The organism is Thermoanaerobaculia bacterium (assembly GCA_035260525.1).
Classification (GTDB): domain Bacteria; phylum Acidobacteriota; class Thermoanaerobaculia; order UBA5066; family DATFVB01; genus DATFVB01.
This window is the reverse complement of record DATFVB010000161.1, coordinates 24647-36687: the sequence shown is the minus strand read 5'-3', so window position 1 is coordinate 36687 and position 12041 is coordinate 24647. Positions and strand designations below refer to the sequence as shown.

Here is a 12041-nt window from a genome sequence, read left to right as displayed (position 1 = left end):
GTGGGGGTTCCACGGAACCACGGCGACTGCCGGCCCGCATCGGACTGCCGTGCCGACGACGACGAGGAGTGCGCAGTACCCGATGGACGACGGCCGGTCCAGCATGGAGAGAACGTAACGCGGCTCATCGCGCCGCGCTTGAGCAAGATGCGTTAGGAGAGCGCCGCTACCGGGATCTCTCACATTCGTTCGGGACGACAGAGATGATGACCATGGCGGAAGGTCGAGGCGCGGCGAGACGCGAGCCCGACGGAATGCGGTCCGCCGGCGGCGTCCCGAGTCGTACTGAAACGTACGGCGAGGGCGGCGCCGGCCGGAACGCGCCCGTCCGGCTCGATGTATCGCCGCGCCTGCTATCTAGAAAGGGACGTCGTCGTCTTCGTCGGGAACACCCGCCGGCGCCACCGCATGCGGGAACTCGCCGCCGCCGCGCGCCGCGCCTTCGACCCGGGGCGAGAGCATCAGGACGTTGTTCGCCTTGATCTCGGTCTTGTACCGCTTCTGACCGTTCTGGTCGTCCCAGGAGCGCGTCTGCAGGCTCCCCTCGACGTAGACCATCTTGCCCTTGTGGAGATACTCCCCGCAGATCTGGGCGAGCTTGTCCCAGGCGACGATCGAATGCCACTCGGTGCGTTCCTGGCGCTCTCCGGTCGAACGGTCCTTCCAGGTCTCCGTCGTCGCGAGGCGGAACTTCGCGAGCGCGGTCCCTCCCTGCGTCGTCGAGACCTCCGGGTCCGCTCCGAGATGCCCGATGAGAATCACTTTGTTGACGCTGGCCATGTCTTCCTCCTTTTCCTATGTCGGTTTCGCGGATATTACACCCGCCCGCGGCCGGGGAGTCGCGAGTCCGCCCGGTCGCGAGTCGCGGGCCCGGGGCCGGCTCAGGAGTTCCGGGCGACGGATTCCCGCGCCGACTTCGGACTCCCGACCCGGGACGCGCGACTCGTGACTCGACTCGGCGGAGACTAGAATCGGGCCAGTGAAATCGCCGCTCAAGACCCTGTCGCAGGAGACGGCGATCTACGGCCTGTCGACCGTCGTCGGGCGATTCCTGAACTTCCTGCTCGTCCCGTTCTACGTCAACGTCCTGCGGTCGCGCGCCGAGTACGGCTTCACGAGCTCGCTCTACGCGTATCTCGCGTTCCTCTCCGTCGTGTTTCCTCTGGGTCTCGAAGGGGCGTACTTCCGGTATGCGGCGCGGGCCGAGGGGGCGGCCGAGGAGCGGGATCGCGAGCGCCGGCTCTTCTCGACACCGTTCTGGGTGGTCGTCGGTTTCGCCGCCGCGATCGGCGCCGCGCTGTTTTTCGCCGCGCCCTCCCTCGTCGTTCCGCTCTTCGCCGATCCCCAGCACGACGTCCGCGCGGTGTTCCCGCTGCTCCTCTCGATCCTGCGGCTCGGTGCGGTGATCCTTTTCTTCGACGCCCTGGCCGTGCTCCCGTTCGCGTCGCTCCGCCTGGAGCATCGGGCCAGGACCTTCGCCGCGATCAAGATCGGGAACATCCTCCTGACGCTCGCGCTCAACTTCGCATTCCTGCTGAAGCTGCGCTGGGGGGTGGAGGGGATCTTCCGGGCGAACGCGATCGCGTCGGCGGCGACGTTCGTCGCGGTCCTCCCGGCCGTGGCCTCGCGCCTCGCCGGCCGCTTCGACCGTTCGGTGCTCGCGAAGATGCTCCCCTTCGGCCTCGCCAACGTGCCGGCGTACCTCGGGGCGATGATGGTGCAGGTGATCGACCGTCCCATCGTGCAGCGGCTGCGCGGCTTCTCCGACCTCGGCGTCTACCAGGCGAATTACCGGATGGGCTTCGCGATGATGGTGCTCGTCTCGGTCTTCGATTACGCGTGGCGGCCTTTCTTTCTCCGGCAGTACGCGACCGAAGGGGACCGCGCGAAGCCGCTCCTCTCTCGCGTCTTCACCTATACGGCGGCGCTCTCGCTCTTCGCGTTCCTCGCGCTCGCGTTCTTCCTTCCGTGGTTCGTCGGGATCCGGCTTCCGGTCGTCCACCGCTCGCTCTTGCGGAAGGACTACCTCTCCGGAGTCGGCGTGATCCCCGTCGTGCTCCTCGCCTACGTCTTCCAGATGTTCGCGACGAATTTCATCGCCGGGATCTACATCCGGGAGAAGACCAGCCGCCTGCCGATCGTCACCGGTCTCGGCGCGCTCGTCAACGTCGTGACGAACCTCTGGTGGGTGCCGATCTTCGGCATCCTCGGCGCGGCTTACGCCACGCTCGCCGCCTACGTCGTGATGGCCGCGGCGATGTTCCTCTTTTCGCAGCGCGCCTTCCCGATCCGGTACGAGCGGGGGAGGCTCGGCCGGCTCGCGCTCGTCTCGGCGGGCGTCTATGCCGCGGGGAAGTGGAGCGGAAGCCTCGCCGCGCAGGCCGCGCTGATCGTCACGGCGTTCGTCCTGCTGTGGCTCGGCGGCTTCTTCACGACCGAGGAAATCGCGTTTTTCCGGCGGATGTTCGGGCGTCCGGCGCCGGTTCCGGCGGAAGGGCCCGTCGTCGCGGAAGAAAAGGACCGGTAGAGCCTCGCTCGCGCAGCCACCGGATCGCGGGACTGATGCCGCGATGGGGAGTCGCGGGGCCTGGCGCGCCGGCGCCCTCTCGGCCCGGCCGGCGCGGGCTGCGGAGGGGTTACAGGCCGGTGCGCGGCGGCTGGCTCCGAGAGGGACGCCGGCGCGCCACCCGCGTCCCGGATCGGACTCCGCTTCGCAATCGGGCGGCAGACGCTCGCTCGGGAGGAGGCGGCGCGTCGCGCCGCTGAGGTGACCGGATCACAACTGATAGGTTCTCGGCGGCCGCGGGTGCGGCGGAGCGCTGACCATCCGGATCGGGACCGGCGTGAACGACAGCGCAAAGACGAGAAGGCAGACGAGCGCGAGCACGAGGCGTTTCGGGTCGAGCCGCTCGGCCGGGTCCGCCGTCGGAGGATGCGCGATTCCCATCAGCAGAACGATGAGCACCCACAGGATCCATCCCGGCCAGAGGAAGGCGAGGCCGATGAGCACGGCGAAGAGCGCGAAGCCGATCGTCCGCTGCGCTCTTCCGGCCGCCGCGTAGAGGATGTGGCCGCCGTCGAGCTGCGCCAGCGGCAGGAGGTTCAGCGCCGTCACGAAGAGGCCGAACCAGCCCGCGAATCCCAGCGGCGAGAGGGCGAGCTCAGCGCCCGGCGGCATTCCGGGGTGGACGAGACGCTCGACCAGGCGGAAAAACAGAGGCTCGCCGAAATCGAGGTAGTCGCCTGAGGGGACCGCCGTCGTCACGCGGGAGATCGCGATGCCCCACACGGCGATCGGCACCGCCACGGCGAATCCCGCGAGCGGCCCGGCCGCGCCGACGTCGAAGAGCGTCTTCCTCGAGGTGATCGGCGCGCGGATCTTGATGACCGCGCCGAACGTGCCGACGCCGATCGGAGCGGGAATGAAGTACGGGTAGGTCGCGGGAAGCCCGTACCGCCGGCAGGCGATCATGTGACCGAGCTCGTGGATTCCGAGGATCGCGAGCAAAGGCACCGAGAACGAGGCGCCGATCCGCCACATCGCGGGATCGATGAGGCTTTCGGAGAGCGGACGGTCCGAGAAGATTCCCCATGAGCTGCCGAAAGGCACGATCGTCGTCGTGAGTGCGGTGATGCCGAGAAGCAGGAGGTGAAAGGCGGGAGTGGTCGGGAGCGAAAGCCGCCGCCGGCCCGTAAGGAACCTCATCGGATCGGAGCGGCGGGCCGGATCAGGAGGAAGCGGTGGGCGCGGAGTCGTCGCGCATGTCACGCAGCTCCTTGCCCGGCTTGAAGCGGATCGTGTTGCCCGGAGGGATCGCGACCTCGACTCCCGTCTTCGGGTTGCGGCCGATGCCGCGCTTTCGGCGCTTCACTTCGAAAACTCCGAATCCTCGGAGCTCGATCCGGTCGCCCGCTCCGAGCGCCTGCCGGAGCGCGTCGATGACCGTCTCCACGGCGGTGATCGCTTTCGGCCGCGGGATCGACGCTTCCTCGAAAAGACGGTCCACGATATCCGCTTTGATCATCGGTCAAGCCCTCATGGAGTTTCCGGATATCTTGAGTGTAATCAAGTCCTTTCGGCCGGTCAAGCCGACTCGGCCCGCCCCCGCTGCTGAAGAATGAGGGCGGCGAAGCCCTCCGCCATCGAAGCGGCCAGCGCGGCGAGGTCCTCCGTGCCCGCGGGGAGCTCGGCCAGGATGAATGCCACGACCCGGTTCTTCAGAAAAACGGGGTAAACCGCGCTCCGGCCGGGGCGCCTCCCCAGACCCTCGAGCAGCGCCTCGTGAGACGGGAGGTCGGGAAGCAGCCCCACGTAGGGCGTTCCGGAGAGCTTGACGTTCAAGAAGATGGAGGGCTCGGTGAAGGGGATGCGGATCGAACGAAGCGCGCTCCGGGACACCCCCTCGCCCCGTGCGTGCCATCCGATGACGTCGTCCTTGCGGGCGATCAAGAGCGCCACGAGCGGGCTCGGGCCGGCGAGGCGGTCGAGGACGGCCTCGGCGATGTCGTCGCGCGCCTGGGCGGAAAGGATCCTTTCACGGGCCTGGCCGAGCGAGATTGCGGCGGGAGGCGCCGGAGCCGTCTCCGGCGCGGCTTTCGCCGTGACTTCCTTCTTTCTTCCCGGTTTCGGCCGGCCCGTCGGCACGGCGGGGGCCGGCGCATGGATCTCCGGTGTTTCCCGAGGCGGCATCGAAGGGGCGGCCGGGGTTGCCGCTGCCGGCGCGGCGCCGGCGGGCGCCCGCGGGGCTTCGGCAGTCGGAGGCGGCGCGGGAGACGCCGGGGGCGCGGACGGGACGGCCGCCTCCTCCTCGAGCTCCTCGATCGAGAATTCGAGCTCCCCGGTCGGCGTCGGGGTCGTCGGGCGCACGAACGGCGCCGCCGGCCGCCAGGTCGCGATCTCGATCTCGTCGGAGACCTCGCGCGTGATCTTCCAGACGTCCGAGGTCCGGCCGGGCACGGGCGTCAGGTCGGCCAAGGGACCCGTCCGTTCTCCTCGAAGGTCGGGCGGGGGAGGCGGCGGCGCGGCCGGCGTCGAGGGGGGCCGGATGCCTCTCTCGAGCCGTTCCGAGAGCACCCGGAAGCGCGCCGACCGCCGCTCGCCGTAGAAGCGCTCGAGCGCCTCGGCGACGCGGAACTCTGCCGTCACCCACGGCTCGATCCGCTTGCCGGTCACCAACGCGAGCTCGTCTTCGGCCGCGAGGTCGTTCGGGTCCCGCATCGCGACCCGCAGGACGCGTCCTTCGTGCTCGAAAGGGATCGCGAGCGCGCGGATCGCGATCCGCGCCGGAACGAGCGTGACGACGTCGCGCGACGCGTTCTTCACGCGGTTCCAGTGCGCGTAGTTTCGCCCGGTCGTCTTCGCGAGCGCGCGGGCCAGCGTCTCCTCCGTCACGAGCCCCTGCTCGAGCAGGATCGTGCCGAGGCGTCCGCCGGTCGATCGCTGGAGCATCAGCGCGCGGTTGAGCGCTCCCGCCGACAGCGCGCCGATCGACAAAAGAGTTTCCCCGAGCTTCGACATTCTTTTCATTATCTCGGAAGCCGCCGCACGACGGAAGCGGAAGAAGCGCGCGATCCTGCGTGTTATTCTGGGCGAATGAGGGCGAAATGGCTGCTGTTGCTGGTCCTCGGGGCGGGAGCGGCGCCGGTTTTCGCGGCGGAGGACCCCGTCATCGCCATCCGCGAGACCTTCCTGTCGGCGAAAATGGCGGAGGCCGAGGGCAAGTTCGAGCAGGCCCTCGGCGACTTCCGCAAGGCGGCCACGCTCGCGCCCGACGACCCGGTGGTCCATTTCGAGCTCGCGGTCCTCCTCCAGCAGATGGGCGTCGACGACGAGGCGCGCAAGGAAGCCGGACGCGCCGCCGAGCTCGACCCCTCGTTCGAATCCGCCTGGCGCCTGGCGGGGGCGATCGATCTCGCCGCCGCCGACAAGGACCCCTCGCGGGTCCCGTCCGCGGTCGCCGCTCTCGAGAAAGCGCACCGGCTCGCTCCCCAGAATCCCGGGACCGCCGCCGCGCTCGCGCGGGCCCATCTCCTCTCCGGCCGCCCGGATCTCGCGCGTGCGGCGCTCGACGACGTCCCCGGGCTCGCCGACAACCCCGCCGCGATCAAGGTGCGCGCGCAAGCCGACGACAAGCGCGGCGCCGACGGGCAAGCGCGCCAGGATTACGATCGGTGGCTCGCCTCGGACCCGACGGACCGGGATGCGCTGACCTCGTCGATCGAGTTCTGGGAGTCGCAGCGCGACTTCGGCCGGGCGGTCGACCTCCTGCGCCAGCTTCGCCGCGCGGAGGCCGACAACACGCCGGTCGCCGACCGGATCGCCCTCGACCTGCTCCGGGGAGGCCGGTTCGCGGAGGCGGAGAAGGAGGCTCGCGCGCTCGTCGCCGCGCGTCCCGAGGACCGGGGGGCTCGCCGGACGCTCGCCGCCGCGCTCGACATTCAGGGGCGTTCCGAGGAGTCCGTGGAAATGCTTCGGAAGCTGATCGACGAGGACCCGGACGACCCGACCGCGGCCGTAACGCTCGCGTACCAGCTCTCCGGCGACGGAAAAGGTCCCGAGGCGATCGCCGTCCTCCAGAAATTCGTCGACCGGCTCGGCGTCCCCCCCTCGAAGCCGGAGCTCTCGCGCGAGGTGCGCTCCGAGATCGCGGGGCTCCTCTACGGCGATCGCCGTTTCGACGAGGCGAAGAAGATCGCCGCGGAGACCGCGGTCGGCAAGGACGGCGTCGCCGATCGTTCCCTCGGAGTGCTTCTCGAGCGCGCGCGCGACGAGAACCGGCCCGCCGACGGGCTCGCGTGGGCGAAGAAGGCCGCCGACGCCGAACCCGGGAATCCCGACTGGAAGGGCGCCGTCGCGGAATTCGAGATCCGAACCGGCGCGCGCGCCGAGGGGGAGAAGACGCTCGCCGACCTCGCCCGGTCCGGGATCGCCGGCGAGGTTCTCGCCGCCGCCGACGCCCGGGAGCGCCTCAAGGACTTCGCGGCGTCCGCGCAGATCGCCGCCGACGGCGTGAAGAGGTTCGAAGGGAACCTCGACCTGATGTTCCGGCTCGGCTCCGCGCTCGAGCGGACCGGGAAGATCGACGAGGCGGGAGCCGTCTTCGAGGAGATCCTGAAGACCCGCCCGGACGACGCGAACACGCTCAACTACCTCGGGTACATGTACGCCGACAAGGGCATCCGGCTCGCCGAGGCGCGCCGGATGCTCGAGCGAGCGGTCGCGCTGGACCCGCAGAACGGCGCGTTTCTCGACTCGCTCGGCTGGGTCTGCTTCCGAATGAACGACCTCCGCGAGGCGGAGAAATTCCTCTCGAAGGCGGCGCAGAAGATCCCCGCCGACGCGACGGTGCAGGAGCACCTCGGCGACCTGGAAGCGCGCCGCGGGCAGATGGCGGAAGCGGTGGTCCACTGGAAGCGGTCGCTGACGCTCTCGCCCGACGAGCCCGAGAAGATCGCGAAGAAGATCCACGATTCGGGTGCGACGCCCTGATCGGCGCCGTGCCCGCTGCCGCGGGACCGGTGCCGCGCTCGCGGTGGGTCTCGCCGTCGCCGCGGCGGGGTGCGCGACCCGCCTTTCGCGCCGTCCCGCGACGGCCGCCGAAACGGCCGCGATCGTCGCGCGCTGGGAAACCTTCCGGCAGGCGGTTCTCGCGCGTCCTGCGGCCGAGCTCTTCTACGACGCCCGGGCGCGGCGAAGCATCTTCTCGACGAGCGGCGTGGCCGCCGTCCGCGACGATCCCGGGCGATCTCTGACGGTCGTCCTCGAGGGGCCGGCGGGTCTTGCGCTGGCGCGAGCCTCCTGGGACGGAGCCCGGACGGTCGTGCGCCGCGCCGGGGATCCGCGAGACGACCGGGAGTTCGAAGGAGACGCGCCGCTCACGCCGCTCGGGATTCCGCTCTCGGCGCCGTCGCTCTCGCTCCTCCTCTTCGGGCTTCCCGACGCTTCGCCCCCCGAGAGCGTCGAGCTCGCCGGGGCCACGCCGTGGCTCTCGTGGAGAGGAGGGGCGTTGTCGTGCGAGCTCGACCCGTCGGGCCGCGCCCGCCGCGTCGTGTCCCTCGACGGGAGGCGCAGAGTCGAGATTCGCTTTCCCGAGTGGAGCGGCGGGATCCCGTCGCGAATCCGGATCGACGCGGCCCACGGAGGGCGCGCGGATCTCGCCCTCCGGGGGGACGCGGGAGGCGGGACGTGACGCTCCGGGCGGAGGCCTTCGCCAAGACCAACTTCCGTCTCGAGGTGATCGGCCGCCGGAGGGACGGTTTCCACGAGATCGACACGATCTTCCAGACCATCGACCTCACGGACGGGATCGAGGTCTCGGGGGCGCCCGAAGCGGTGACGCTCGAATGCTCCGACCCGGCGATCCCGTCGGACGCGCGGAACCTCGTCGTCCGCGCCGCGGAGATCCTGCGATCGGAATTCGGCATCCGGAGCGGCGCGCGGATTCGCCTCGAAAAGAGGATACCGGCGGGGGCGGGTCTGGGAGGAGGCTCATCCGACGCGGCGATCACGCTCATCCTCCTGTCGCGCCTCTGGAAGGCCGACGCCGATCTGCCGGCGCTCGCGGCGCTCGGCGCGACCATCGGGAGCGACGTGCCCTTCTTCTTCACCGGGGGCACGGCGCGAGGCCGCGGCCGCGGGGAGATCGTCGAGCCGCTCGCCGACGCCCCCTCGCGCGCTCTCGTCGTGCTCGTTCCGCCGTTCCCGATATCGACCGCGGAGGTCTATTCGCGATGGCGTCCCGGGACGCCGGCGACGCCTCCCGGATCCGTGTTCGGGATAAACAGCTTGGCATCGACTGTGCTTGCGATGAACCCCGAGATGGATCGTTACCGGAAAGCGTTGGCACGCTGGTACCCGGACTGTCAGATCTCGGGATCGGGTTCCTCCCTCGTGGCATGGGCAGGGGAAGGGAACGCCGGCGCGGCGAACGAGCTCGCGGCGGAGGTCCCCGGCGCGCGCGTCCTCCGGACACGGACCGTCTCGCGAAGCGAATATCAGAGGCGGTCAACGTTGCAGCTCTCCGGGAGGTAGCGCCGTGGACATCACGGAAATCAAGGTGCATCCGGTGGATCAGGACAAGCTCAAGGCCTACGTCTCCATCGTTCTCGACGACTGTTTCCTCGTTTCCGACATCAAGGTGATCGCCGGCCCGTCGGGACTGTTCGTCTCGATGCCGTCCAAGCGGAAGAAGACCGGCGAATTCAAGGACGTCGCCCATCCGCTCAATCGCGAGACCCGGCAGTGGATGGAGCAGAAGATCCTCGGCGAATACGACCGTGTGCTCAACGGGAAGGTGACGGAGACCGCTTCCGAGGAGGAGGTCCCGATCTGAATCGGGCAGCCTGGGCGATCGTCGCAGGCGCGCTCGCCCTTCGCGCGCCGGTTCGCCCGGCCGGTCCGCCGCTCCCCGCCCCCGGGCTCCGCCGGCCCGCGGCCGCCTCCTTCGTGTGGCCGCAGCTCGGTTTCGACGCGGTGCACAGCGGCGTCAATCCGTTCGAGCGGACGATCTCGCCCTCCAACGCCGGACGGCTCCGCGTCCGCTTCCGCGTCGATCTTCCCGCCGTCGCGGACGGCGCGCCCGCGTATCTCTCCGAGGCGTCGACTCCGGAGGGAGCGCGCGATCTGCTGTTCGTCACGACGAAGGCGGGACACCTCGCCGCGATCGACGCGGGAAACGGCGGCGGGGTGTGGACACGGCAGCCGGCCTCGGGACCGCGGTACACGACGTCGTCGCCCGCGATCGATCCGGGCCGGGCGTGGGTCTACTCGTACGGCCTCGACGGCTTCGTCCACCGGTTCCGGCCGGGCTCGGGCGAGGAGGACACCGGCGGCGCCTGGCCGCAGCTCGCGACCCGGAAGCCGGACGTGGAGAAGGGGTCCTCCGCGCTCGCGCTCGCGACCGACCGCGCGGGACGCTCGTTCCTCTATGCCGCCAACGGCGGTTATCCCGGCGACCAGGGGGACTACCAGGGACACGTGACCGCCATCGACCTCCAGACGGGCGCGCAGAAGGTGTTCAACGCCGCGTGCAGCGATCTCGCGATCCATTTCGACGAGAGCGGCAGCGCGTCGACGGACTGCGCGCACGTGCAGAACGCGATCTGGGCGAGGGCCGGCGCGGTGTACTCGGCCGCGACCGACCGCGTCTACGTCGCGACCGGCAACGGCGACTACGACGGGACCCAGAACTGGGGCGATTCCGTGCTGGCGCTCGCGCCCGACGCCGGCGCGCTCCTCGACAGCTACACGCCGGTCGAGTTCCAGCATCTCGAAGACGTCGACGCGGACCTCGGCAGCTCCGACATCGCGCTCTTTCGTCCGTCGACCGGAGAGGACCTCGGTGTCGAGGTCGGCAAGGACGGCGTGCTGCGCGTGCTGCGCCTCGCGGACCTCTCCGGCGCCGGGGAGCCGGGGCACACGGGCGGGGAGATCCAGAAGATCGGGGCGCCCGGCGGGGCCGGGGTGCTGACGATGGTCGCGAGCGTGCCCGACCCTTCGGGCGGGGAGCCGTGGATCTGCGTGGCGAACAACGCCGGGATCTCGGGCTATCAGTGGGACGCCGGCGCCCGGCAACTCGTCGTCCGCTGGACGAAGACGCCCGGAGGAACCTCGCCGGCGTTCGCCGGCGGGCTGCTGTTCGTCGCGAGCCCGCGTCTCCTGCGGGCGCTCGACCTCTCGACGGGAGAAACGGTCTGGAGCGACGCGGGGATCGGCGGCATCCACTGGCAGAGCCCGATCGTGGCGAAAGGGAACGTGTATATCGAGGACGAGGGCGGGTTCCTGACGGCATATTCGCTGGATGGGAGATGAGTGTCGCGGCGATGCATGAAAACGCGCATGTCGCAGGGCGGCGCCGCTGACACGAGCGCGTGTGTTAGTTTCGGGTCATGGCCGAAACGAAGATCCTGATCCGCAAGAACGGCCCCATCCGGGTGGAAGGGGAAAACATTCTGATCGTGGACGCGGAAGGCCGGCGGTTCGGCCTGGGCGGGCGGACGGCAATTTCCCTTTGCCGTTGCGGACGCTCGGCGAACAAGCCCTTCTGCGATTCGACGCACGGCAAGGTCGGCTTCGAATCGGAATGTCCGGCGCGCGATCTCCCGCCTCCGGCGCCGAAGGCGTAGCGCAACCGGTGGCGCAGCTTTGCCGGGACCCGGTGCTCATCGCACCGCGGAGAGCGTTCGCGGAAGCGTCTCCAGCGCTGAGCGCGCCGATCCCCCTCCGCTCTCCAAGCTGCGACAATGCGGCCATCAACGATGGAGGGGTGCGCGGGCCTCGTCGCGGCGCGACGAAGTCTCGCGCGATCGCTGCGCGAGACGACTTGCGCCGCGGGAGCGGAAGCGAAGGCGAGGGGGTGGCGGCTCCGCGGTCGAGTCGCTTGTTCGACGAGCCGCGGAGCCGTCACGTGCTCCCGTTCCCCGAGCCCGCTTCCGCGACGGAATGGCACGGCCTTCGCTAGATTTGCCCCGCAGGAGAGACAGAGATGCGAAATCGACGGCTTACGGTCTTGATGGTTTTCGGGCTCGTCCTCGGGATCGCGGGGGCGCTCCCGGCGGCGGCGACCCTCGACGACGCGGTGACGAACCTCAAGGTGCGGACGGCGCTCCTCGAGAAGTTCGGGACCGACGCGCTCGGGATCAAGATCGACGTGAACGGAGCGAACGTCGTCCTCTCCGGCGCGGTGGACGAGAAGGCGACGCAGGCGGGGGCGAAGGCGGTCGCGGCGGGAGTCAAGGGAGTGGGCAGCGTCGACGACCGGATCGCCCTCGGGAACGGTCCGGCGACGAGGACGAGAACGGCGACCCGGAAAGCGAAGAGGAACCTGGACGATTCGCTGCTCGAGGCGCGCGTCAAGGGTCGGCTCTTCGAGCAGGTCGGCGAGAACGCGTTCAAGATCGAGGTCCACGCCTCGGGCGGCATCGTCACGCTCCGCGGGAGCCTTCCGACGGCCGCCATCCACGCGACCGCGCTCGACACGGCGAAGGGAACCAAGGGCGTGGCGCGCGTGATCGATCGGACGAACGGGCCGAAGTAGCCGGCC

General features: G+C 69.9%; 12 protein-coding genes. 8 read left to right on the top strand and 4 right to left on the bottom strand.

Translation table 11 applies throughout. From position 1 onward, the window contains the following. Positions 1-357: 357 nt before the first annotated feature. Positions 358-780, bottom strand: a complete 423-nt coding sequence (locus VKH46_07895; protein ID HKB70751.1) for a single-stranded DNA-binding protein — start codon at positions 778-780, stop codon at positions 358-360. 199 nt (positions 781-979) lie between these two features. On the opposite strand from VKH46_07895, the gene VKH46_07890 reads away from it, so the two are divergent. Beyond that, the gene (locus tag VKH46_07890) at positions 980-2527 is read left to right on the top strand and encodes a polysaccharide biosynthesis C-terminal domain-containing protein (protein ID HKB70750.1); all 1548 of its coding nucleotides are present in this window, start codon (positions 980-982) and stop codon (positions 2525-2527) included. 249 nt (positions 2528-2776) lie between these two features. On the opposite strand, the gene VKH46_07885 is transcribed toward VKH46_07890, so the two are convergent. The 3 genes from VKH46_07885 to VKH46_07875 are packed head-to-tail and all read right to left on the bottom strand — an operon-like array spanning position 2777 to position 5518. Further along, complete coding sequence (locus VKH46_07885) at positions 2777-3706, bottom strand: site-2 protease family protein (protein ID HKB70749.1); 930 nt, start codon at positions 3704-3706, stop codon at positions 2777-2779. A gap of 22 nt (positions 3707-3728) precedes the next feature. Continuing rightward, positions 3729-4025: an HU family DNA-binding protein gene (locus VKH46_07880; protein HKB70748.1), complete on the bottom strand. Its 297-nt coding sequence runs from the start codon at positions 4023-4025 to the stop codon at positions 3729-3731. 59 nt (positions 4026-4084) lie between these two features. After that, positions 4085-5518, bottom strand: a complete 1434-nt coding sequence (locus tag VKH46_07875) for a hypothetical protein (GenBank protein HKB70747.1) — start codon at positions 5516-5518, stop codon at positions 4085-4087. Between the two features lie 75 nt (positions 5519-5593). On the opposite strand from VKH46_07875, the gene VKH46_07870 reads away from it, so the two are divergent. The 7 genes from VKH46_07870 (at position 5594) to VKH46_07840 (ending at position 12035) form a co-directional block, all read left to right on the top strand. Then, positions 5594-7489, top strand: coding sequence for a tetratricopeptide repeat protein (locus tag VKH46_07870; protein ID HKB70746.1), 1896 nt, complete (start codon positions 5594-5596; stop codon positions 7487-7489). Positions 7490-7532: 43 nt separating this feature from the next. Beyond that, entirely contained in the window at positions 7533-8189 is a 657-nt protein-coding gene (locus tag VKH46_07865; protein ID HKB70745.1) for a hypothetical protein, read from the top strand. Further along, positions 8186-9031: a 4-(cytidine 5'-diphospho)-2-C-methyl-D-erythritol kinase gene (ispE, locus tag VKH46_07860; protein ID HKB70744.1), complete on the top strand. Its 846-nt coding sequence runs from the start codon at positions 8186-8188 to the stop codon at positions 9029-9031. Before VKH46_07865 ends, ispE begins: the two co-directional genes overlap by 4 nt. Positions 9032-9035: 4 nt before the next feature. Beyond that, positions 9036-9332: a septation regulator SpoVG gene (spoVG, locus tag VKH46_07855; GenBank protein HKB70743.1), complete on the top strand. Its 297-nt coding sequence runs from the start codon at positions 9036-9038 to the stop codon at positions 9330-9332. Between the two features lie 113 nt (positions 9333-9445). Next, positions 9446-10810, top strand: coding sequence for a PQQ-binding-like beta-propeller repeat protein (locus tag VKH46_07850; GenBank protein HKB70742.1), 1365 nt, complete (start codon positions 9446-9448; stop codon positions 10808-10810). Between the two features lie 77 nt (positions 10811-10887). Beyond that, on the top strand, positions 10888-11124 hold the full coding sequence (locus tag VKH46_07845) for a CDGSH iron-sulfur domain-containing protein (GenBank protein HKB70741.1): 237 nt from the start codon (positions 10888-10890) through the stop codon (positions 11122-11124). 386 nt (positions 11125-11510) lie between these two features. Continuing rightward, positions 11511-12035, top strand: a complete 525-nt coding sequence (locus tag VKH46_07840) for a BON domain-containing protein (GenBank protein ID HKB70740.1) — start codon at positions 11511-11513, stop codon at positions 12033-12035. The last annotated feature ends 6 nt before the right edge of the window (positions 12036-12041 follow it).

Coding starts and splice junctions, on each gene's coding strand:
- VKH46_07895 (HKB70751.1), bottom strand. CDS start 780: ATGGCCAGCGTCAACAAAGTGATTCTCATCGGGCATCTCGGAGCGGAC.
- VKH46_07885 (HKB70749.1), bottom strand. CDS start 3,706: ATGAGGTTCCTTACGGGCCGGCGGCGGCTTTCGCTCCCGACCACTCCC.
- VKH46_07880 (HKB70748.1), bottom strand. CDS start 4,025: ATGATCAAAGCGGATATCGTGGACCGTCTTTTCGAGGAAGCGTCGATC.
- VKH46_07875 (HKB70747.1), bottom strand. CDS start 5,518: ATGTCGAAGCTCGGGGAAACTCTTTTGTCGATCGGCGCGCTGTCGGCG.
- VKH46_07870 (HKB70746.1), top strand. CDS start 5,594: ATGAGGGCGAAATGGCTGCTGTTGCTGGTCCTCGGGGCGGGAGCGGCG.
- VKH46_07845 (HKB70741.1), top strand. CDS start 10,888: ATGGCCGAAACGAAGATCCTGATCCGCAAGAACGGCCCCATCCGGGTG.
- VKH46_07840 (HKB70740.1), top strand. CDS start 11,511: ATGGTTTTCGGGCTCGTCCTCGGGATCGCGGGGGCGCTCCCGGCGGCG.